The 22,971-nt window shown below is 45.3% G+C and carries 18 protein-coding genes and 1 other RNA gene; 10 read left to right on the forward strand and 9 right to left on the reverse strand.

The window, feature by feature from the left end:
• Nucleotides 1-109 precede the first annotated feature (109 nt).
• Nucleotides 110-613 carry a GNAT family N-acetyltransferase gene (locus DOZ58_RS14150; protein WP_111888881.1) on the forward strand — a complete coding sequence of 168 codons (504 nt, stop codon included), beginning with the start codon at nt 110-112 and terminating at the stop codon, nt 611-613.
• A 56-nt stretch (nt 614-669) separates the two neighbouring features.
• On the opposite strand, the gene DOZ58_RS14155 is transcribed toward DOZ58_RS14150, so the two are convergent.
• From DOZ58_RS14155 to DOZ58_RS14185, 7 genes are all read right to left on the reverse strand, one after another.
• On the reverse strand, nt 670-909 hold the full coding sequence (locus tag DOZ58_RS14155; protein WP_162624531.1) for a 4Fe-4S binding protein: 240 nt from the start codon (nt 907-909) through the stop codon (nt 670-672).
• Nucleotides 875-2,875: an aldehyde ferredoxin oxidoreductase family protein gene (locus DOZ58_RS14160; protein WP_111888883.1), complete on the reverse strand. Its 2,001-nt coding sequence runs from the start codon at nt 2,873-2,875 to the stop codon at nt 875-877. Before DOZ58_RS14160 ends, DOZ58_RS14155 begins: the two co-directional genes overlap by 35 nt.
• Before the next feature lie 12 nt (nt 2,876-2,887).
• Complete coding sequence (locus tag DOZ58_RS14165; protein WP_162624532.1) at nt 2,888-3,115, reverse strand: MoaD/ThiS family protein; 228 nt, start codon at nt 3,113-3,115, stop codon at nt 2,888-2,890.
• Between the two features lie 6 nt (nt 3,116-3,121).
• Nucleotides 3,122-4,357 (reverse strand): iron-containing alcohol dehydrogenase, encoded by a 1,236-nt coding sequence (locus DOZ58_RS14170; protein ID WP_111888885.1) that lies wholly within the window; start codon nt 4,355-4,357, stop codon nt 3,122-3,124.
• A 70-nt stretch (nt 4,358-4,427) separates the two neighbouring features.
• The gene (locus DOZ58_RS14175; RefSeq protein ID WP_111888886.1) at nt 4,428-5,195 is read right to left on the reverse strand and encodes a tetratricopeptide repeat protein; all 768 of its coding nucleotides are present in this window, start codon (nt 5,193-5,195) and stop codon (nt 4,428-4,430) included.
• Between the two features lie 294 nt (nt 5,196-5,489).
• On the reverse strand, nt 5,490-6,341 hold the full coding sequence (locus DOZ58_RS14180) for a 2-oxoacid:ferredoxin oxidoreductase subunit beta (RefSeq protein ID WP_111888887.1): 852 nt from the start codon (nt 6,339-6,341) through the stop codon (nt 5,490-5,492).
• Between the two features lies 1 nt (nt 6,342).
• Nucleotides 6,343-8,019 carry a 2-oxoacid:acceptor oxidoreductase subunit alpha gene (locus DOZ58_RS14185; RefSeq protein WP_111888888.1) on the reverse strand — a complete coding sequence of 559 codons (1,677 nt, stop codon included), beginning with the start codon at nt 8,017-8,019 and terminating at the stop codon, nt 6,343-6,345.
• A 142-nt stretch (nt 8,020-8,161) separates the two neighbouring features.
• On the opposite strand from DOZ58_RS14185, the gene ffs reads away from it, so the two are divergent.
• Nucleotides 8,162-8,427: signal recognition particle sRNA large type (gene ffs, locus DOZ58_RS14190), an RNA gene on the forward strand.
• A gap of 223 nt (nt 8,428-8,650) precedes the next feature.
• Entirely contained in the window at nt 8,651-9,790 is a 1,140-nt protein-coding gene (locus DOZ58_RS14195; protein ID WP_111888889.1) for a 1-propanol dehydrogenase PduQ, read from the forward strand.
• Nucleotides 9,791-9,926: 136 nt separating this feature from the next.
• On the opposite strand, the gene DOZ58_RS14200 is transcribed toward DOZ58_RS14195, so the two are convergent.
• On the reverse strand, nt 9,927-10,241 hold the full coding sequence (locus DOZ58_RS14200) for a hypothetical protein (protein ID WP_111888890.1): 315 nt from the start codon (nt 10,239-10,241) through the stop codon (nt 9,927-9,929).
• A gap of 93 nt (nt 10,242-10,334) precedes the next feature.
• On the opposite strand from DOZ58_RS14200, the gene DOZ58_RS14205 reads away from it, so the two are divergent.
• The 7 genes from DOZ58_RS14205 (at nt 10,335) to amrA (ending at nt 21,687) form a co-directional block, all read left to right on the forward strand.
• Nucleotides 10,335-12,488, forward strand: a complete 2,154-nt coding sequence (locus DOZ58_RS14205; protein WP_111888891.1) for an ATP-dependent helicase — start codon at nt 10,335-10,337, stop codon at nt 12,486-12,488.
• Between the two features lie 168 nt (nt 12,489-12,656).
• Nucleotides 12,657-13,592, forward strand: a complete 936-nt coding sequence (locus DOZ58_RS14210) for a LysR family transcriptional regulator (protein WP_111888892.1) — start codon at nt 12,657-12,659, stop codon at nt 13,590-13,592.
• 514 nt (nt 13,593-14,106) lie between these two features.
• Nucleotides 14,107-16,731, forward strand: coding sequence for a bifunctional acetaldehyde-CoA/alcohol dehydrogenase (adhE, locus tag DOZ58_RS14215; protein ID WP_111888893.1), 2,625 nt, complete (start codon nt 14,107-14,109; stop codon nt 16,729-16,731).
• A gap of 426 nt (nt 16,732-17,157) precedes the next feature.
• Nucleotides 17,158-18,426: a phenylacetate--CoA ligase family protein gene (locus tag DOZ58_RS14220; RefSeq protein WP_111888894.1), complete on the forward strand. Its 1,269-nt coding sequence runs from the start codon at nt 17,158-17,160 to the stop codon at nt 18,424-18,426.
• Between the two features lie 133 nt (nt 18,427-18,559).
• Nucleotides 18,560-18,754 (forward strand): DUF6440 family protein, encoded by a 195-nt coding sequence (locus DOZ58_RS14225; protein ID WP_111888895.1) that lies wholly within the window; start codon nt 18,560-18,562, stop codon nt 18,752-18,754.
• 152 nt (nt 18,755-18,906) lie between these two features.
• Entirely contained in the window at nt 18,907-20,193 is a 1,287-nt protein-coding gene (eno, locus tag DOZ58_RS14230; protein WP_111888896.1) for a phosphopyruvate hydratase, read from the forward strand.
• 60 nt (nt 20,194-20,253) lie between these two features.
• Nucleotides 20,254-21,687 (forward strand): AmmeMemoRadiSam system protein A, encoded by a 1,434-nt coding sequence (amrA, locus tag DOZ58_RS14235; protein ID WP_111888897.1) that lies wholly within the window; start codon nt 20,254-20,256, stop codon nt 21,685-21,687.
• Nucleotides 21,688-21,713: 26 nt separating this feature from the next.
• Here amrA and mutY read toward each other — a convergent pair whose 3' ends face one another.
• Nucleotides 21,714-22,823 carry an A/G-specific adenine glycosylase gene (gene mutY / locus DOZ58_RS14240; protein WP_111888898.1) on the reverse strand — a complete coding sequence of 370 codons (1,110 nt, stop codon included), beginning with the start codon at nt 22,821-22,823 and terminating at the stop codon, nt 21,714-21,716.
• Between the last annotated feature and the right edge of the window lie 148 nt (nt 22,824-22,971).

Raw genomic sequence — 22,971 nt, forward strand, 5'->3', positions numbered from 1 at the left:
TTACGAAATAAAGTCTGTCAATCTGTGTGTTGCAGTCAGACCAAAGAACGGCATCCGCCAGGGATCTGGCCTGACATAACATAACTTATTCTACACAGGAGGAAGAAAGATGAAATTTGAATTAAGAGATTGGAAACTGGATGATGCAGAAAACTTAGTGCGCTATGCCAATAACCCCAAAGTTGCCTGCTTTTTAAGGAATGCTTTCCCATCACCCTACACATTGGACGATGCCCATATGTTCATTGACCAGTGTATGCACCGTGATCAGACAAAACAGTCGATCAAAGCCATTGTCATAGACAATGAGCCCATCGGTTCGGTGGGATTGATGCTTCAGGACGATGTCAGCTGTAAGACGGCCGAGATGGGGTACTGGCTGGGTGAACCATTCTGGGGAAAGGGGATTATGACAAAGGCAATAATCCAAACCTGCGAAAATGGATTCGCTAATTTTGATATTTTTAGAATTTATAGCAGACCCTTTGTGGATAATATTGGTTCCCGGAAGGCCCTTGAAAAGGCCGGCTTTAAGTTAGAAGGAATTTGCAAGAAGGCCATCTTCAAAAACGGAAAAATAACCGACTACTGTATGTATGCCTTGATTAAATGAAATAAAATGTAAAAAAAGATGCTGGATGATGTAAAATCAATCAGCATCTTTTTTAGTTACATCATCCGGATCGCTTCTACCGGGCAGGCTTTGGCGCAGCGGGTGCAGCCGGTGCAGCGATAGTATTCATCGAGCACCGGGTAGGCTTTCTGGTAGCTGTCGATATCGGTTTTACGCAGGGCGATGCAGCTTAAGGGGCAGTCACCGGAGCAGATACCGCAGGCCATGCAACGCTCATAATCGAAGATGGGTTTTTTCTTATCAGCCATGGATGAAGCCCTCCATTTCCAGATCACAGAAGCCCAGATCCTCTAGGGCAGTTTTGGTGGGGATACCGGTTTTTTTGTCCCAGCCCATAAACTGGTAGTGAACACCCATCATCTCATCGATATCAAAATGTTTCCCTTTCAGGGGGCCAGCGGCTAAGGGCGGGTTGCCGCTGAGCCGTTCATTCATTTTAAAATCTCGGGGATTGATCCCTTCCCGGACATTAAAGGCCTGGCGCAGGGTTTGCATCCGTAGACCGATGGTCATGTATTCATTAGGGGTTTTCTGCCAGCCGGTGGCAGCGTTGAGGTAGTCAAAAATCTTAAAGTGATTCAGTCCGCTGACCAGGGCAAAAAAACAGCCGCCGGAGCCATCAAGAATCTGTTTGGTGCAGGCATTAATCATTGATTTCAGGCCAACCTGAGTGGTCGCTTCATATTCATCGTTTTTATCTTCGCCTAGTTTTACTTTGGGGGCCCAGGTCACATCCTCCCAAATTCGCATGTAGGTGTAATAACTGCCGGCGCCAATGGTGTGGCGGCCGGGAGTTGGGTCGCAGCTATAGTGGATGCCGAGGATCGGATCCATCCGGGGGTCGTGCATGCCCGGTTCCTGTCCACCGGCGTGGATCGCCAGGGGTGCGGATTCAATACCCAGGATTTCGCTGGCTTTTTTAACACCGTGTTGGAGAATGGCGCCAAAGCCAACTCCGGCAATCATTTGTTCAACCAGGGTGATGATAGCTGGGGCATTGCCCCAGGTGAGATCCAGTCCACCGGTGACTTCCTGACTTAACCAGCCTTTTTCGTAACATTCCATGGCAAAGGCGATGGTATTTCCCGCTGAAATACTGTCCATTCCGCCCCGGTTGAGGAGTTCGTTGATCATAAAAAGGGAATCCCGGTCCTGATTCAAAAGCAGTGAACCAAAGGCCGCCACAGTTTCGTACTCCGGTTTATGGGTATGGAGAAAACGGCCTTTTGAGATCCCACTGATATCACAGACCCCACCGCAACCAATCACGCAGGAATAGCAGTGATACTTCTTTATTTCATGCTTTTGGATGTGGTCAGGATTCAGATGACGATACTTGCGATAGGGAAAATCGGCCACCGAACCCTTCCAGTTTTTGACCGGGGTATCGCCCATGGTCATCCCCATGGTGTTGGTAAAGCCAGTGCCCCATTTTTTGATGATGGCCGTGGATAACATGCCATCGATGGGGATGGCCTTATCGGTAGCGACCATCGATTTTCCCATGATCGGCAGCATTGCCCCGGTAGCTATTGCGGGAAGATTGGAAGCCTTGACTTTTTTGGCATAATCCTGACTGATGGCTTTGATAGCCTCAGAGTCTTGGGAACGAATCATTTTTGAACCGGCTAAAACCACGGCTTTTAGTTTTTTTGATCCCATCACGGTGCCGACTCCAGATCGTGCGGCCATCCGGCCGCCATCGTTGGAAATCCCGGCGATCAGCGACTGGTGCTCACCCGCTGGCCCGATGGTGGCAATAGACAACTTTTTATTAGCAGTGATCTTCTGATTAATGGCGGCCTCAGTTTCGACCGTGTCCAATCCCCAGAGATCAGCAGCATCAAGGAGCTGTGGACCGGTATTATCGATAAAGAGCATTTTGGGTGTTTGAGCCTGACCCTTAAAAAAGATGCCGTCATAACCGCTTTGCTTGATCGCCGGAGAAAAGGTGCCGCCGCAATTAGCGTCACCGAAGCCGCCGGTAAGGGGCGATTTGCAGACGGCCAACCAGCGTCCGGTCATAAAACTGCCGGTGCCGGTGAGAAGGCCGCTGACAAAACCGAGGATGTTATCTGGACCCAAAGGATCAGCCCCTTGGGGCAGATATTTATATAGGATATAGGCGCCCAGGCCGACTCCGGAAAGAAAATGTTCGTAAATCATATCAGGGATTTTAATTTCGCAAAAGGTGGAGTCTGAAAGATCCACCATCAGTATTTTTCCGCAATAACCTTTCAAAAAAATTACCTCTCATCCTCCAGCAAGGGGGAGCATAAAACTGATAACATCTCCATCTTTTAACTGGGTACTTAATTTCACGCGCTGGTAGTTCACATGGCAGATCAAAAGCGGCTGTAACACCAGGGGGATTTTTAGCCGCCGGTAAACAGTGGACAGCCGAGCTCCGGGGGACAGCACCATCATGCCATCCTCGTCCAGATCGGTCAGGTTGGCAAACGGTGGGGGATAGACCTGCACCCTCACTTAAGCCTCGGGAGTTGTTTTGGGACAAAGCATAATCAGGATTTCACAGCATTCACGATAATCCATAATCCGGGGAACCGGGTAGGTTGGATTTCCTTCTCTAAGAATTCGTTTAGCCAGTTCCGGAATGTCATGTTGTTTCAGGGCATAAATAGTGGTGGGAATACCCATATTGGCGTTCATCGATTTGATTTTTTCAATAAAGAGAGTCGCCAGGGTTTTGTCGTCATTCATGGCTTCACCCAGACCAGCATAAAAAGCCAGCTCGGCCAGTTTTTTCTCAGCCGCCTTTTTAGAAAATTCAAGGATATAAGGCAGGATAATGGCATTGGCCAAACCGTGGGGAACGCCGTAATAGCCGCCCATGGCATGGGCGATGGCATGGACATAACCGACATAGGCGCGGGTGAAAGCCAGTCCGCCATCAAAGGAAGCCTGCGCCATTTTTAACCGGAGGTCAAGGTTCCGGCCATTGTGATAGGTGTCTTCCAGATTGTTAATAATAATATCAGTGGCATTCAGGGCTTTTTCTTTGACAAAAGCAGTATCGTATTTCCCGATATAAGCTTCTACCGCATGGGTGAGGGCATCCATTCCGGTTGTGGCGGTCAGAGAAGGCGGCAGTCCCACCGTGAGCTCGGGATCAAATACAGTGGCCAGGGGCACCAGCTTAGGATCATTGATGGCAAATTTTTCGTGGTTTTTAACATCGGTGATCACGGCGCAGATGGTTGCCTCAGAACCGGTTCCAGAGGTGGTGGGGACGGCAAAAAACGGCGGTAATCGGTGAGTCAGTTTAAAAAGTCCGCGCATTTTTGGGATGCTTTTGCGGTTGGTGACCTTGGCTGCTATGATTTTGGCGCAGTCAATCGGGGAGCCCCCGCCGAAGGCCACCACCCCCTGGCAATTGCTGCTGTAATACAGGGCCAGACCATCCTCGACATTTTCAAAGGTGGGGTTGGGTTGAACCTTGTCAAAAACAATGGCGTCGATGCCGTTGGTTTCCAGGGCACATAAAAAAGAATCCAGTAAACCCATTGAATAAAGGGGTTTATCGGTGACCACCAGAACTTTGGTCACCCCGGAAATCGTGATAATTTCCGGAAAACGGCGGACCATCCCGGGGCCTTGAAGAACTGGGGGAATGGGCAGGGGCAGCATCTGGACAACCTGCTTCATTACCATCTGGGAACTGCGATAAGGAACGGTTTTAAAAATTTTAACGACTCTTTGCATCAGGTTACCTCCATTTTGTTACAGTAGCATTGGATTAGATTGTTTATCGGATCAGGGTTACTTAGCATGATTAAGGGGTATTCAGCGGATTGTGATTCCCCAGATCAGCGTGACGATATGAATCTTCTGCATCCAGCTCATGGCGCAAAAGCTCCAGATCCTCATGAACCCGGATCAGGGTAAGGCCAGCATAGGCATCTCCGTTTCGGATTAACTGATAGCAGCCCAGTTCTGCTTTGTGAAGCCAGGAAAGGGCCTGCAATAAGTTTTTGGGAACGCCCTGGCCAAAAAGCAAACAGTGGCCGATACGATAAGCAATGTTTGGATACTCCGAACTGCTTTGATCAGTGGCCTGTTCAGCTTCGTTGAACCAAAAAAAGGCAATTGCTGGGTCTTTGGCCACAAAATGGCCATTGTAGTACATATCGCCAAGCTTATACATGCCATTATGATGGCCCATTTGGGCTGCCCTGGCAAAATTAGAATAGGCTGTTTCATAGTCGACGGGGATATCCCGGCCATAATAATGGCAGTAACCCAGATAATTGATAGCCAGCAGATTGTTTTGCGCTGCGGCCTTTTCAAACCAGTATTTAGCCAGTTTAAAATCCTGGGGCAGACGAACCCCCTCATAGTACAGACAGCCCAGAGTTGCCATGGCGTGGTCATTGCCCTGTTCGGCCAGTCGGTAATAATAGTCCTTAACCAGCTGAAATAATTCAGGGGAGAGATCTTGTTTGTTAGTTTTAAAATAATAGTAATCAGCCAATTCCAGCATGGCGTTTTGATCACCGTTTTTGGCGAGAAAGCGCAATAAGTCAAGTTTATTATCGTTCATGAATCATCCTTTTGCTTAAATGTTTTATTCATTATATCACAACTGAAAACAAAGAAATTAAAAGGCTGAATTTTAAGTTTTTATAAAGATTAAGGTAAAAACTCTAATAAAAAATTTTTGACGTTTTCGGTCAAAGGCCCCGGGATTGGTCGATTTAAACCTAAATACCCGGGGACTAAAAGTCGGCAATAAAGCCGGATCAAGTCAGAAGTGTACTGAGAAAACGGGTAGCAAAACCGCGCCATCACCACACTGATAAAACAATTCTGAATCCATGTTTCTTTTTAGTGTCGATTAGATATAGCTATTGATTAAAGTCTGGACTTCGCCTAAGTTAACCTGCTTATTAACAATGGGAACGGCATCGAAGAGTTCCGGCCGCTTAGCGGCATAGGACGGCGCTTGCTCTTGGTAGAGGATACCAATGGGGATGGTATCGCCAAATTCCATGGCTTTTTCGATGGCGGCCAGTTTATTGGTTGCATCATAGGTATCGTCCAGCGGTTTAACCCGCTGTTTATAGTAAGCAAAGGTGTTTTTCTTGTTAAAGCTGACGCAGGGCTGGAGGATATCCACCAGGGCGTAGCCGGGATGTCTGATGGCTGCTTCCATGATCTGAGCTAAATGTTTCTTGTCGCCGGAAAAAGAACGTGCCACAAAGGTAGCACCAGCGGCAATGGCGATCAACAGGGGATTAAAGGTAGCGCCCAGATTGCAGGCGCTGGTTTTATGGGCGAGGTCACAGGGATCCGAGGTGGGTGAGGGTTGGCCCTTAGTCAGACCATAGATCTGGTTGTCGTGAACAAAATGGGTGATGTCGACATTACGGCGGATATTGTGGAGAAAGTGATTCCCCCCCTCTCCATAGGAATCACCATCACCGGTATTGACAATTACAGTCAGGTCATCGTTGACAATTTTAATGGCAACCGCAGCTGGCAGGGCACGGCCATGGAGACCACTGAAGCCGTTGGCGGTGATGTATTGGTTTGTTTTGGCGGCCTGGCCAATGCCGCCCACCAGGACAACTTGATGCGGTAGCGTTTCCATCTGGTTTAAAACCCCAGTGAGGGTTTCAATAATAGCGAAATTGCCGCAGCCTGGGCACCAGGCCGTTTCATAGGTGGTGAATGCTTGTTTGTTCATATTAGAAACCTCCCTTAAGATTTTTAATGCCGGTTAAAATATCGTCCACCGATAATTGACGGCCATCATATTTGAGAATGCTATGTTCGCAGCTGATTAAGGTTTCCTCGCGGATTAGCGCAGCCAGCTGGCCGGTGGCATTTTGTTCGACGTTGATTATCTCGATCACTTGATCGGAAAAATGGCGAAGCCGTTCGGTTGGCAGCGGGTAGATATCCCCGAAAAGGAGAGCCCCGTAATTTTTTTGTTCTTGATTGAGAATGTCAACCGCTTCTTTGATCGCACCACTGGTGGAGCCGAAGCCAACCAGTAGCGATTGACATTGATGCGCTCCCCAGAACTCCGGTTCGATCAGCTCTTTTTTTAACCCTTCGAGTTTGTTCATTCGCTTTTCTACCATTTGATTGCGGATACTGGCGGATTCGGTAATCTGACCCCACTCATCATGTTCATCGCTGTCAACCCGCACCAGAGCTTCGGGTTTTCCGGGAAAGGCCAATGGTGAAATGCCGTTTTCAGTAAGGGCATAGCGTTGGTAGGGCTGATCTGGCGTTGCGGTTGGTGGTTTTGTTTCGTTGAAACGGACAACTTCACTGGCATCGAAAATGGGGACGGTGGTGGTTGCATCAGCCAGGTATTGGTCACTTAAAAGGATCACCGGGATTTGGTGTTTTTTTGCCAGTGCCAGACTCCGAGCCGTCTGATAGAAGCAATCAGCGTGATCACGCAGAGCAATGACCATCCGGGGGAATTCTCCCTGTGACGCTGAGATGACAAATTTCAGATCGCTTTGTTCGGTTCGGGTGGGAAAGCCGGTGGCTGGTCCGGGGCGCTGGACATCCACAGCCACCAGGGGAATTTCGGCAATGCCAGTAAAGCCCAAGGCTTCTACCATCAGTGAAAACCCCCCGCCAGAGGTGCCAGTCATGGCAGTAGCACCAGCATAGGAAGCGCCAATGGCCATGTTGATGGCGGCTATTTCGTCCTCGGCCTGTTCCACGGCAATGGCCATTTTAGTGCTCTCAGCATTAAAAAAGTCCAGCAAGGTAGTTGATGGGGACATGGGATAGGCGGAATAAAATTTTATTCCACCAGCAACAGCTCCTAATCCAATGGCGGTATTTCCTGAGAGGAGCAGGTGTTTAGACGTTTCTGCCGCCGAAAAGCCGAAATTCGAGTCCACTAAATCATAGCCACTTTGGATCGCCTTTATGTTAATCTCAACAAGGTCGGCCCGGAGGTTTGACTTCATAATTTCGGTGCTGTGATCAAGGGGGATATTAAAGAGTTTAAGCAGAGCACCAATGGCCACACTGCTAATCACTTTGGCATTGCCAAGTTTGCTGGCGATTTCTTTAAGTGGTAATTTAATAGCCCGGAAATCGTCAATGGGCAAAGACTCGTCACATAAAACAAAACCATCATAGGTAAGTTGGGGCTGGTGTTCCTGAAAGGTTTTTTCGTCAATGGCAAAAATTCCATCCAAGGCATCCCGGTGGGCGTAAAGGGGTTGGTTGCCAAATCGTATTTGAGTAAAATTGTGGCCACCCCTTACTCGGGACATAAAATCACGGATTGTAAAAACATGACAACCCGATTGTTTCAGCATTTTTTCGAGAAGACCAGACATTGTTTCAATGCCATCTCCGGCGGCTCCGCCTAAAAGTATGTTATACAAACTGAACCCTCCAATTTAAATTAAGATAGCCAATGATAAACTTGGCTTAATGATTACTTACCCAATTATTACTCTTTTTCACCTTTCTTAAAGAATTTATTTTTTCTTGTCAATTAGAAATTAATAGGCTATAATAACTAGGTCGTGCTAGACGGAGAGTTAGCGGTGCTTTGTAACCTGCAATCCGCTGTAGCAGGGTTGAATTCCCCATCGAGGCGCCAAAGTTTGAGGTCAGCCAGAGGAAAGTAGCGTTGAGAGTTGGACCCTTCGCAATAGAAACTTATGAACCCCGTCAGGTCAGGAATGAAGCAGCGGTAAGTAAGACCTTCTATGTGCCGGAGGATCATCTGATTTGAGCTAACTACCTGTGTAACGCTTGGAAGTTGGTAGTCGAAGTGGGGTGCACGACAAAAAAGTCTATTGAATGCCAGACAAAGTTTGGTATCCAATAGACTTTTTGCATTGCGGCAAAATTAGGATACTTAATGGTCATCATGGAATAAAAATTAGGGATAATCTATATTTAAACAAGGATTCTTGCTATAATGAAAAAAGTTCAAACATTATTTGAATCGGATACTACTTTTGTAGAAAGAGGTATCGCTAAAATTAAGAATGTGAGGAAAAACCCATGCGATTTTTTCAAGTAAAGCCAGCAATTTATTATGGGGAAGGTTCCCTGAAACAAATTGAGAAACATAATTTTAAAAATGTCTGTATTGCCACTGACCAGGGAATGGTTAAGTTTGGTTTGTTAAAAAAATTAACCGATGAACTGGATGAAAAAGGCGTTACTTACCACATTTTTGCTGATATTGAGTCTGATCCCTCCACTGAAATTGTGGAAAAAGGGCTGATGCACATTATTATGAACAAACCGGATGCCCTGATTGCTATTGGTGGCGGTTCGGTTATTGATGCGGCCAAAGCCATAATTTTTTATTGCGTTAATTTCAAACGGATCTTTTTTGAGGACCGATATGTTCATAAACCGACCTTTATTGCCATTCCGACAACGGCCGGAACCGGATCGGAAGTAACGGAATACGCCGTTATCACCGATAAACAAAAAAATACCAAAATTCCTTTAACGGATATCCTGATGATGCCGGATGAAGCGATCCTTGATCCGATCCTCATTGAAAGTGTGCCGGCTGGGGCTACGGCGGCCACGGGAATGGATGTTATGACTCATGCCATTGAATCCTTTATTTCCACAAATAACAATCCCTTTGCCCGCTGTTATGCCAATAAGGCCGTGGAACTGGTCTTTAGAAGCCTCTACCCCAGTTATGTCAACGGTTCGGATTTAGAAGCTAAAGGCAGCATGCAGATTGCCTCCTGTATGGCCGGGATCGCCTTTAACAGTGCCGGTCTGGGCATCACCCACAGTATTGCTCATGCCTTCGGAGCGATGTTCCATCTACCCCACGGACTGGCCAATGCCATTGTTTTACCTTATGTGATCAAATTTAACGGTCAGGATGACAAGGTCCAGCATCAATATGCCCGGCTGTTAAGCGGCTCCGGTATCTTAAATGTCTCTGGTAATGCGACCGAAACCCTGTATAATAGTGTGGTTGCTCTGAGCGCTTCACTTAATATTCCGGTTTCGCTGAAGGCGTCAGGCGTATCTGAAGCAGATTATCTGGGTGCCCGGGAAGAAATGCTTGATAAGGCAATGGCTGATATCTGTACTACCACTAACCCGGTGGCAGTGACCCGTGAGAAACTAAAAGGTGTAATGGACCAGACCTACTACGGCGTCTAAGACAAACAAAGAAAAGACTCCCTTTTGTTGATAAAGGGGGTCTTTTTTTGGTAGTAAATCGTGCTTAAAAACCACATTGCAACAGCTAAGCCCAGCCGCGCAATCAAATGGGATGATGGCCAAATAAAAAACGGATTTATTTTGTCAACGACACCGTAACATCTTTGGGCAGTGCCAAACCGGCAGCGACTTCGACCACTTTTACGATACCCATGGGAATTGGACAGGAGCTATGTTTGCAATCAATGCGGCAGGCCTCATAAATGGGGCCTTCGCCAACCTTGTCCATGATACAAGCCATGCTGTCGACCTCTTTCAACTGATTATTTAAATCACTAAAAGCCGGGCAGTCGGTTTGAATATCAAGAAGAACATTGAATCCATCAGATTTTTCAGCTGAGACCTCGGTTTTAAAACCACAAATTCCACTCATTATAATTGCTTTTGCCATGACGATCTCCTTTTTGCCGTAGCGATGACGGCGTAATTTTTTATAGTATAGCACAGACTGGATAAAAAAGAAGATTTCGGCTATAATTAATGCATGAAAAATTTTGAAACCTTTAAAGAATCCTATCAAATAAAACTAAATCCGCAGCAGCAAAAAGCGGTTATTCGCACCCGGGGCCAGAGTCTGCTGCTGGCCGTGCCGGGAAGTGGAAAAACCACTGTAATTATCTGTCGGATTGCTTATATGCTGAGGGTATTGCAAATTGATCCAGGGCAGATCCTGACTCTGACCTTCAGCCGGATGGGTGCCCGCGATCTTAAAGCGCGATACATCAAACTATTTGGGGAGACTCAGGCCGAAGCCCTCCATTTTAGCACGATCCATAGTTTCGCCCTGGGAGTAATCCGCCACTATGAACGGCATTATCACCGCCGGGCTCATACGGTGCTGGGTAATACGACCCCGGTGATCCGGGAACTGTATTTGCATTTGTTTAAAGAACATCCCGGGGAAATTGAATTGGGAGAAATCTGCCAGCGGATTGGTTTTTGCAAAAACATGATGCTGACTACCGATGAAATCAATCGGCTGCCAACCCTGGAGGTGGATTTCCTGAAAATCTATGAAGCTTATGAAAGTTATAAGCTCAAAGAACAGTTGATGGATTTTGATGATATCTTAAAATATGCCTGGGGACTCCTTAAAAAATATCCGGAAATGCTGGCCTTTTTTCAGGAAAAGTATCCCTATATTCATTTGGATGAAGCTCAGGATACCTCAAAAATTCAGTTTAAGATTATTGAGATGTTAACCGGGGAAAGAGGCAACCTGTTTATGGTGGGTGATGAGGATCAGAGTATTTACGGTTTTCGGGGCGCCTTTCCGGAATCCCTGCTGGCCTTTAAAGAGACCTGGCCTCAGGGGGAGGTGCTCTTGATGGAAACCAATTACCGTAGTACCCGACAAATTGTCGAGAAAGCCAACGCCTTTATCAAGTTAAATCATGAACGGTATCAAAAAGAAATGTCCGTTCCTGATAACAGTGAGTTTACCGGCGTGCCGATTGCCCGGGAATGGGTAAAATCCAGCGAAGCCCAGTACCGCTTGATTATCGAGGCGATCAAACGGGAAGGTAAGGAAATTGCAGTGCTCTACCGTAATAATGAATCGGCCATTCCCCTGGTTGATCTTCTCGATGGGGCGGGAATTGCTTATCATATTAAAGAGCATAGTCCCCAGTTTTTTAATCATTTTTTGATTAAGGACATCCGCCTTTTTTATGAATTTGCCTGTAATCCCGGGGATATAAATTTATTTACCCAGGTTTACTATAAGATGGATGCCGCTATATCCCGCGAAACCATCAGCCAGATCGGCACTTTGATGAAGCGCGGAGAAAAGGCATTAGATGCTTTGATGCGGATAAGCGGTGATCGGGCCTGGCTGGTTAAGCGGCTTAAAGATCTCAAAGCCGGGTTTAAAAAGCTGAGAACAATGCCGCCACAAAAAGGTATCATGATGATTCTTGATGAGCTGGGGTATCGGTCTTATCTTAATTTTCGGATCAGTTCCGGGCAATCTGAAGAAAACATCGAACAGAAGCTGTCGGTGCTGAAGATTCTCGGCGGCCGGGTGCCTAATTTTGTGGAATTTTTTGATAAGTTGGAAAGTCTGGCTGAAAAGCTTCAGGAACCCCAGATAAAAAAAGCGAAAATACCCCGGGTAACCCTGTCCACCCTTCATTCCAGCAAAGGCCTGGAATTTGAGAAGGTTTTTATCATTGACGCCACCGAAGGGCAGATTCCTAATGTATCCAACGCGCCGGAGGATCAAAAGGCTTACGCCGAAGAAGTTCGGCTTTTTTACGTGGGCGCCACCCGGGCCAAACGGGAGCTGATTTTTCTCTGTGTTAAACACCGGGAGAAGGATATCAAACCATCTCCATTTATAACGTATCTCATTGATGGGGTGCCAAGAAAAAAATCCCGACCCGAAGAGACACTGGCCAAACCCCGAGAAGGATTTGGGATTCAGACAGGAAAATACCGGGATTACCATACTGGAAGGGCAAGGGAATTAACAATCGATCTCAGCAGCTATAATAAGGGGACGGTAGTAATTCATCAGCGTTTTGGACCGGGTACCATCCTGACCCGAAACGGCACCATTGCCAGTATTCATTTTGAAACAGCGGGAGATAAGAAAATGAATCTGGCGGTCTGTTTGGAGAATGGTGTGATTAAATAACGGCTTAGTAATCTGCACTTGATAAGATCAATTTAAAGGGTAATTTAAGTTGAGGTTTAGTTTATCTAAAATGCTTAATTTATTTTTTTATATCTTTTTTTAGGTAATTGTGTTAAATTTGGTAACGAATACGTTTAGTAACTTACTGGATGGAAAGGTAAAGGGTAGATGAATTTAACGAATTTGCAATATATCATCGAAATTGATAAGTTTGGTTCCATCTCTTTGGCGGCTAAAAAGCTCTTTGTAGCACAATCGAATTTAAGCCGGGCCGTAAAAGAGATGGAAAAAGAATTTGATATCACCATTTTTCAGAGAACCTCCAAAGGGGTGGTCACAACCCGGGAAGGGCAACGGTTTTTAAACCATGCAAAAGAAATTCAGGATCAGGTCAATAGTCTAAAAACTGAGTATTCGGATCTGACTGACAAAGGGGTTAATATAAAAATATCGGTTCCCCGGGCTGATTATATTGCAGAAGTGTTTACCGAATACATCTCTTCACTAAGTGAAGAGAACGTGCTGCGGATTCACTATTATGAAACAAACACGATGAAAACAATCCGAAATATCTTGGATTATCAATATGATATCGGTATTATCCGCTTTAATTCGCTGCATGAAGGTTATTATCTGTCATTGCTGAAACTCAAAAAACTGCAGCATCGCATGATTTTAGAATTTGACTATCTGCTTTTGACCTCTAAAAAGAGTGTTATCGCCGATAAACATATCCGCTCATATGATGATTTGAAAGACTGTATTGAAGTTATCCATGGTGATGATCGCTTGCCATCTGGCGACTATGTTGATTTGACAGAGGACGATCGGGAAGAGCGCTCCCAGGATAAGGTTATTTACCTGTATGAGCGGGGGAGTCAGTTTGAACTGCTTAGTACCATTCCCAATACATTTATGTGGGTTTCCCCGATGCCCCAGGAAGTTTTGGATAAATATGGACTGGTTCAAATGCGGTGCGGTGCCTTTGCAAAGTATATGAAAGATATGATGATTTTTAAAGAGGATCATGTTCAGAAAAAATGCGAAAAAGAATTTCTGGACTTGCTAAGAGAAAAAACAAGAGACTATGGATGTTATTTTTAAAGATGCCAGGATAAAAAAAGCCACTGATGTGAATCGGTGGCTTTTTTTAAATGCAATGGTGAAGTTGGAAAAAGTTGGAAATGAACGTAATAAATTGCGGTTTCAAGCGATATATGACGCATTATATCAAATTTGATATGCTATATCAACTAAATGCATATGCGATGAGGACACGGTTTTCGTTGTAAAAGTAAAAAGATGGTGTTAGTATTAGCCCCAAGCGAAGAGAGAAATTTGCTAAAAACAGTAAAAATATAAAAAACTACACGTGTAATCGGTTGTAAGGCAAAAAAGAAGGCGGTGATTGTAAAAAAGCATGGATATTCTGGAGTGGCCATCCAAAATATGCATAGCAAACAAAGAGTGCTTGCAAAAAATTGTCAGCACATCAAGGTGACAGAAAATTTCAGATAAAGTGATGCTCGAAAAAGGATTATGGAAATTATTAGTGAAAATAAAACTTAATTGTGATAAATAAGGGGAAAAAAATGTTAGAAAAAAAAAAGCAAAGACAGTGATCCAAAGACCAGATGTTGTCAACAACGTTGAGAGTCTTAACCATCGATTAGAAGAAGTGAAAGCTGCTCAACGATTATTTGCTACCTATACTCAGGAACAGGTGGATGCCATTTTTCTGGCGGCTGCCACAGCAGCAACTAAAAACCGGATCTATTTGGCTAAAATGGCATTTGAAGAAACAAAGATGGGTCTTGTCGAAGATAAGGTAATCAAAAATCACTTTGCTTCTGAGTATATCTATAATGCTTATAAAGATACTCAAACCTGTGGTGTATTGGAAGAATCGCAGGCCTTTGGAATTAAAACAATCATCGCACCACTGGGTGTTGTTGCAGCGGTTATACCGACAACCAATCCGACATCAACGGCGATTTTTAAATCACTCATTGCCCTAAAGACGCGCAACGGGATTATTTTTTCGCCCCATCCAGGAGCCCGGAATTGTACCATCGAAGCAGCCAGAATTGTTTTAGAGGCCGCCGTGGCTGCAGGAGCGCCAGAAGGTATTATCGCCTGGATCGATGAGCCATCGGTTGAACTGTCGATGGAAATTATGAAAGCGGCTGACGTGGTACTCGCTACCGGTGGACCGGGAATTGTAAAATCGGCTTATTCATCAGGGAAACCGGCTATTGGCGTTGGGAATGGCAATACACCTGCTATTATTGACAGTACAGCCGATGTGCTGATGGCCGTGAACTCAATTATTCTTTCCAAAACTTTTGATAACGGGACCATCTGTGCGTCAGAGCAATCGGTAGTCATTGATGCAAAAATCTATGAAAAATGTATTGTGGAGTTTAGAAAACGCGGGTGCTATCTTTTAGATGAAAACGAAAAAGATATGGTCAGAAAGATCATCCTTAATGCCGCGGGAAATATTAACGCTCAGATTGTTGGTCGCTCAGCCTATCAAATTGCTAAATTGGCAGGTTTTGAGTGTCCCGAGGATGCCAAAGTGCTCTTAGGTGAAGTAACCGAATTAGATGTGACCAAGGAACCTTTTGCTCACGAAAAATTATCACCAATTCTGGCGGTGTATAAGAGTGTTGATTTTGAAGATAGTGTCAATATTGCTGACAGACTTGTTGTTGATGGTGGGATTGGACATACATCGGTTTTATATGTTGACACAGTTAAGGCACCAGATAAGTTAAAAACGTTTGAAGAACGAATGAAAACAAGTCGGATCCTCGTGAATACACCCTCATCACATGGTGGGATTGGCGATCTCTACAACTTTAAACTACTGCCTTCCTTAACTCTGGGCTGTGGTAGCTGGGCCGGAAATTCTGTTTCTGGTAATGTTGGCGTCAAAGAATTGATGAATGTAAAAACAGTGGCTGAAAGGCGGGAAAATATGCTTTGGTTTAGAACCCCGGAAAAGGTTTATTTCAAAAAAGGATGCACAAGTGTAGCGCTGCAGGAATTACAATGTGTCTACAAACGAAAAAAGGCGTTTATTGTGACAGATGCATTTTTGTATAAAAGTGGCTTTACAAAAGATATCACCAGTCAATTGGAAGAAATGGGAATTTCACATTATACTTATTTTGATGTGACACCCGATCCGACCCTGGAATGTGCCAAAGCGGGCGCAGCAGCGATGGCCGCGTTTGAACCGGATGTGATTATTGCAATTGGTGGCGGTTCAGCCATGGATGCAGCGAAGATTATGTGGATAATGTATGAACATCCAGAGGCCGATTTTGCCGATCTGGCCATGCGTTTTATGGATATCAGAAAACGCGTCTATGGTTTTCCGGAAATGGGCAAAAAAGCCATCATGGTCTGTATTGCAACAACCGCCGGGACGGGATCGGAAGTAACCCCTTTTGCCATCATCACCGATGAGAAAACGCAGACAAAATATTCCATCGCTGATTATTCTTTATTGCCGACCATGGCAATCAGTGATGCGGATATGATGATGGATCAACCGAAAGGGCTGACGGCGACATCGGGAATTGACGTGTTGACCCATGCATTGGAATCCTATGTTTCAATGTTGGCAACGGACTATACCGAAGCATTGTCGTTAAGAGCGGCTAAGCTGGTATTTGACTATCTGCCCAGAGCCTATCAGTATGGTCGGGATGATGTTGAAGCCCGCGAAAAAATGGCCAACGCGTCAACAATTGCCGGGCTTGCTTTTGCCAATGCCTTCTTAGGGGTTTGTCACTCCATGGCGCATAAACTGGGTGCCCATCACCATGTCGCTCATGGCTTTGCCAATGCCTTGCTAATTACCGAAGTGATGAAATATAATGCCTCTGAGGCACCTAAAAAAATGGGCGCTTTTTCCCAATATCAGTATCCGAAAACGATGAAAAAATATGCAGAAATGGCATCATATCTCGGTCTTCCCGGTAAAAACGATCAGGAGAAGTTTGAAAGTCTGATTGCCAAAGTGGAAGAACTGAAAGCGTGCATTGGCGTTCCCAAATCGATTAAAGAATTTGGTGTCGATGAACAGGAATTCTTAAGTAATCTGGATTTGAAATGTGAAGAAGCATTTGATGATCAATGTACTGGCGCCAACGCCAGATATCCACTCATGAGCGAAATCAGGGAAATGTACCTGAATTCGTATTATGGCAAAGAATCCAAATGGTATTGATGACAGCGTCAATCTGTTAAGATAAAGTCAATATAAGTTAAATCAAACCCCTATTGATACCCTCCAGGTTTTTCAAATGATCCTGGGGGGTTTTTATGATCGAATACCTCTTGCAGTCTTGACAAAGATATCAATAAAGGCTATACTCAGAAAAAACCTGTGATGGTGGAGTAAAGTCAGCGGCGCATTTAAAGCGAGTTAGGGGTGGTGGAAGCCTGATAAAAAGCGGACTGGCATAATGGGCACTTGAGGGTGTGAGGAAAGGGCAGTGCCTGAGTATTTCACAACGTTTCATCAGCGTTATCAGATGGCAAATGTGATGGCATTTGTTTAGTTAAGTGCGCAAACCGAAAGCGGTTTTGCGAATAAAGGTGGTACCGTGGGCTATTTTGACTCATCCTTTTATTGTAGCAATACAATAAAAGGATGGGTCTTTTTTTGTTTATAAGAAAGAGGGAGAAGCCATTGGAAACATTAAAAAATCTACAGAGATTTGTTAAGCGGCTGGAAGAAAAGAGTCCGTTTTATCAGCAGCGTTTTAAAAAAGCGGAGATTGTGGCGGCAGACATAAAAACCATGGCGGATTTTGAGAAGCTGCCCTTTACCGATAAAGGCGATTTGCGTAATGCTTATCCCCTGGGATTACAGGCGGTGCCGGACCGTGAAGTGGTACGGATTCATTCTTCGTCGGGAACCACTGGTCAGCCGGTGATCATTCCCTATACGGCTGGGGATGTGGCCGACTGGGCAGAAATGTTTGCCCGCTGTTATCGGTATGCCGAGATGACTGACGAGGATCGAATTCAAATTACCCCGGGTTACGGTCTCTGGACCGCCGGGATCGGATTTCAGGCCGGAGCGGAAAAAATGGGAGCCATGGCCATTCCGATGGGTCCGGGAAATACTCAGAAACAATTGCAGATGATGGTCGATTTAAAAACCACGGTGCTGGCGTCTACCTCATCTTATGCTCTGTTGCTGGCGGAAGAGGTCGCCAATCAGAAGCTGGGCGATCAAATCCATTTAAAACGAGGCGTTATCGGTTCGGAACGCTGGGGCGATAAGATGCGCAGCCGGATTGCAAAAGAGTTGGGAATTGAGCTTTTTGATATTTATGGACTTACCGAAATCTATGGTCCCGGGATTTCGATTGACTGCAGCCAACATGATGGGCTTCACTATTGGTCGGATTATCTGTATTTTGAAATTCTCGATCAGGACACCCTTAAACCGGCACCAATGGGAGCATATGGAGAATTGGTAATTACCACTTTCCGGAAGGAAGGGGCACCACTGCTGCGCTACCGAACTCATGACATCACCCGGTTTGTTCCCGGCCCTTGTGCCTGTGGATCCGTGCATCCCCGACATGACCGGATCATCGGCCGAACCGATGATATGGTGAAGGTCAAGGGCGTGAATATTTACCCGGGTCAAATTGATGAGGTGCTAAAAAATGTGGAAGGGGTCAGTAGTGAATATCTGACGACGGTCGATCATCAGGATGGAAAAGACTGTATTTCTTTGGCTTTTGAAATTCTAAGCGGGGTGGACACGTATGTTGTTGAAGCTGAAGTGAAAAGGCAATTTAAATCCCGGGTAGGTTTAAGTATTATTCCGATAGCAGGTCCGATTGGATCATTGCCCCGATCCGAAAAGAAAAGTGTCCGGATCATTGATCGCCGCTTCAGTTAAAGGGTATCGTCACAAAAATATTAGGCTTTGAAAAAATTCAGCGTTTAAAAAATTACAGGGAAAAATTGATTTTTTATTCTGAATTGGTTATAATGAAGTCGGCTACCTTGATTTAAGAGGAGAAAAGGATAAAATGAAGACAAAAAAGCAAAAGAAGAATCGGTTTCAAATTGTAATTAGTGAACCCACTGGAGAGCACTCTGGGTGTAAGGTCATTGAAGATACTGAAACAGGAATCAACTACTTATACCATTTTGATGAATTTGGTGGCGGACTCACGGTGCTCATTGATGAGGAAGGTGAACCGTTGATTGCTCCTGAAAAATAAACGTGAACCACGCCCTGGAAGAGATTTTCTTTTTCAGGGTTTTTTCGTGAGTCTTAGTTTATTTAATTAAATAAGGTGTATAAATAAAAAAGAGGCGTTATGAACGTTGCGTTTGGTTTCGTAAACACCTTTAATAAAAAACGGAGGAAAATATGAATACTTATATTGAAGATATTTTTGCCAGAGAAATACTGGATTCCCGGGGGAACCCTACCATTGAAGTGGATGTTATTCTGGAAGATGGTACCATGGGCCGCAGCATCGTCCCTTCCGGGGCTTCAACCGGGGCTTTTGAAGCGGTTGAACTCAGAGACAAGGATAGCAGCCGCTATCAGGGCAAAGGGGTATTAAAAGCAGTCGATAGTGTAGCCTATGCCCAGGAGTTTTTAGTGGGTTTGGATGCGTCAGATCAGATTGCCATTGATGGGGTGCTGATCTCTTTGGATGGCACCGAAAACAAAAGCAAGCTCGGTGCTAATGCGATTTTAGGAATATCCATGGCTGCGGCCCATGCGGCGGCAAAGTCATTGGGACTACCCTTTTATAAATACCTGGGCGGGGTCAATGCCAAGCTTTTGCCAACCCCAATGATGAATATTTTAAACGGCGGGGAACATGCCGATAACAACGTGGATATTCAGGAATTTTTGATTATGCCTGTGGGCGCTAAGAATTTTCGAGAAGCTGTGCGGATGGGCTCAGAAATTTTCCACCAACTTAAAAAAGTATTGGGAGAAAAAGGAATGGCCACCTCGGTGGGAGATGAAGGTGGCTTTGCCCCGAATCTTAAATCCAACGAGGAAGCTTTGCAACTGATTGTTACCGCCATTGAAGGCGCCGGTTATACTCCTGGTGAAGAGGTAAAGCTGGCCATGGACGTGGCGGCTTCAGAAATATATAATAAAGAAACGAAGAAGTATTTTTTAGCCGGCGAAGGGGTGGAGAAAACCGCCGCGGAAATGATTGATTTTTATGAAATGCTGATTGGTAAATACCCCATTATTTCCATTGAGGATGGCCTGGATGAAGAAGATTGGGAAGGCTGGGCAGTCATGACAAAACGGTTGGGGAAAAAAGTTCAACTGGTGGGTGATGACATCTTTGTCACCAACACCGAGCGACTGAAACGGGGCATTGATTCTTGCGTTGCGAATTCGATTCTGGTTAAAGTGAACCAAATCGGTACCCTGACTGAAACCCTGGACACCATTGAGATGGCCAAGCGGGCCGGCTATACCGTGGTAGTTTCCCATCGCTCTGGCGAAACAGAGGATGTCACCATTGCCGATCTGGTGGTGGCAGTTAATGCCGGCCAGATCAAAACCGGAGCACCATCCCGAACCGATCGGGTGGCCAAATATAATCAACTGATGCGAATTGAAGAACAGTTAGGACTACTGAGCACCTATGCCGGGAAAGACGCGTTTTATAATCTTTAATTTTGTTGTCTTTAATTAGAAGAAAAAATATCCAAGAAAAAAGAAATAAGGAAGTGAACTATGTACTTAAAAGGAGTAGGAATTGCCTGTCATCCACCGGTGTTAATACCAGAGGTCGGAGAAGGGAGAGAAAATGAAGCACAAAAAACCATTCGGGGCTTACGAGATCTGGCCCTGAAAGTTGCCGAAGTCAAACCGGAAGTCATTGTCTGCATTACCCCCCACGGCAATGTCTTTCGGGATGGGGTAGCTGTGGTTTATGAAAACCAGATGAAGGGTGATTTGAGAAATTTCGGGCATCCCGAGATCAACCTGGAAAAAGACTGCGATATGGGACTCCTGGATGAACTGAATATGAGTTTTGGGAAAAACAATTGCCATACCATTTTTTTGAATGAAGCAATTGCCGCAGAATATAAAATCGATTTAAATCTCGATCACGGGGTGTTGGTACCGCTTTACTTTATTGAAAAATACTATCGGACCTACAAAATTGTCCATATCACCATTGGGGAACTGAGTCTGATCGAACTCTATAAAATGGGTAAGGTAATTAAGGAAGCAATTGAAGCCCGGGGAAAAGAAACCATGATTCTGGCTTCTGCCGATTTATCCCATTGCCTGAAGGATGAAGGGCCCTATGCCTTTAATCCGATGGGACCACTTTTCGATGAAAATATCGTGAGTGGCATTAAAACTAAGAATTACTACTCCATTTTAACGGCTCCCCACCAAGTCTACGAACCGGCGGGTCAATGTGGCTTGAGACCAATTGTTATGGGATTGGGCACCATTGACGGTTGGGATACTGAAGCGACGGTGTTTTCTTACGAAGGCCCCTTTGGAGTGGGTTACATGTCCGCCTTTATTGATTTGACCGAGGAAAAAATTCCCAGTCTGCTGGAACGCTATGAAGAAGATAAGGTGCTTTCCTATAAAGAGAGGCGTTCAAACGAAAGCCCTTTTGTGGCTTTGGCTCGGGCCGCCATCAATACCTGGGTGCAACGGGGTCGAAAATTGAATTTCGAGCATTACAAAAACCAGGTGGAAATCGAGGCAGATGTTCTTGGCGAACTGGAAAATAATTTAGCTGGGGTTTTTGTTTCCCTGCATAAGCATGGGGAATTGCGAGGTTGCATTGGCACCACTGGCCCGGTGACGGAAAACATCGCCCAGGAGATTATTCGAAATGCGATTGAGGCGTCCACTTATGATCCCCGGTTTATGCCAGTGGAAGAGCAGGAACTGATGGACCTGGAAATCAAAGTCGATGTGCTGGGTATCCCCGAACCGGTAACCGGCGTCGCTGAGCTGGATGCAAAAAAGTACGGTGTTATTGTTGAAAAAGATTTACACCGCGGACTGCTGCTTCCCGATCTGGAGGGGGTTAATACTCCGGAAGAGCAACTTGCCATTGCCAAAAGAAAAGCCGGCATTCCCGAAGGCGATACCGATGTGATGGTGCAGCGCTTTCAGGTGATCCGGCATCAATAAGCAGTGAAAATTGGTTAATGTTAAAATTAGGTTAATAAAGCTAAAAGTTTGGAAAAAGCAATCGGCAGGGCCAGGTCATCAACCTGGGACAGGGCTTTGAAGGTAACCTGAGGATTTGATCGAGATTCCCTTTGCGCTGAGATATAATAAGGGTTTAGTGTTGATTCACAAACCCTGTTGTCCAGATCAAAAATAAAAACTGACATGTCCCAGATAATGTGGGAGAAAACGTGGCGGCTGGTCCCAATAAAAATCGGTTTACAAAGCTCGGAGAAATTTTCTTCGAGCTTTTTTTTAATATCCTGACCGTTACCGGCGGCGGTTTCAGCAATGGGAAAGGACCACATTCCGGATAACAGACCGACATCAGGGCGGCGGACAAAAAACAGCTGGCCGTTTTGTTTGATGATGCCAACCTCCATTTTTCGGGTGCGTTGTTTCTGTTTTTTCGCTTTCACCGGGATCATCCCAGTGGTACCGGCAGCATTGCTTTGACAACCGCTACGGATCGGGCAGCTCAGGCATTTAGGGCTTTTGGGGGTGCAAATCATGGCACCCAGCTCCATCAGGCCTTCATTAAAAGCACCAACCTCATCCGGTAGTATGCTTTCTATCCAGCGGGTTATCCGTTTCTTCGTTGTGGCTTCGCCGATGTCGTCACAGCTATTACAATAACGGCTGATTACCCGGAGTACATTACCGTCCACCGCGCTGACCTTCTGATTAAAGGCGATGCTAGCGATGGCACCACCGGTATAAGGGCCGATCCCCGGGAGCTTGATCAGTTCAGAAAAGGTTGCGGGCATCATTCCATCATAATCAGTGACAATTATTCTGGCCGCCTGATGGAGGTTTCGGGCCCGGGAGTAATAACCTAATCCTTCCCAGGCTTTAATGACCTCATCGATTGAGGCCAGGGCCAACGAAAAAACGGTCGGGAAATTATCAATAAATCGGTTATAATAGGGTATTAATGTATCAATCTGAGTTTGTTGAGCCATAATTTCCGAGATCCAGATAAAATAGGGGTCCCGGGTACGGCGAAAAGGTAGATCCCGTTTGGATTCTTCAAACCATTTGAGCAGATCGGTCTGTAATATTTCAATGAGTAGCTGACTTTTTTTTGTATCAAGCATAAGGTCTCCGTTCGTTTAAAATTCGTTCATTTCAAAGCACAAGATGTAGTATAGAACAGTTTCCTAAAAACTAGCTTATCCGGGTAGAATCAACAAAAAAAGCAGTCAACAAGAATTTACCATAGCCCCCATTATGGCGTCAGAATGG

Origin of the sequence: Acetobacterium sp. KB-1 (genome assembly GCF_003260995.1) — a bacterium.
In the GTDB taxonomy this organism is placed as follows: domain Bacteria; phylum Bacillota; class Clostridia; order Eubacteriales; family Eubacteriaceae; genus Acetobacterium; species Acetobacterium carbinolicum.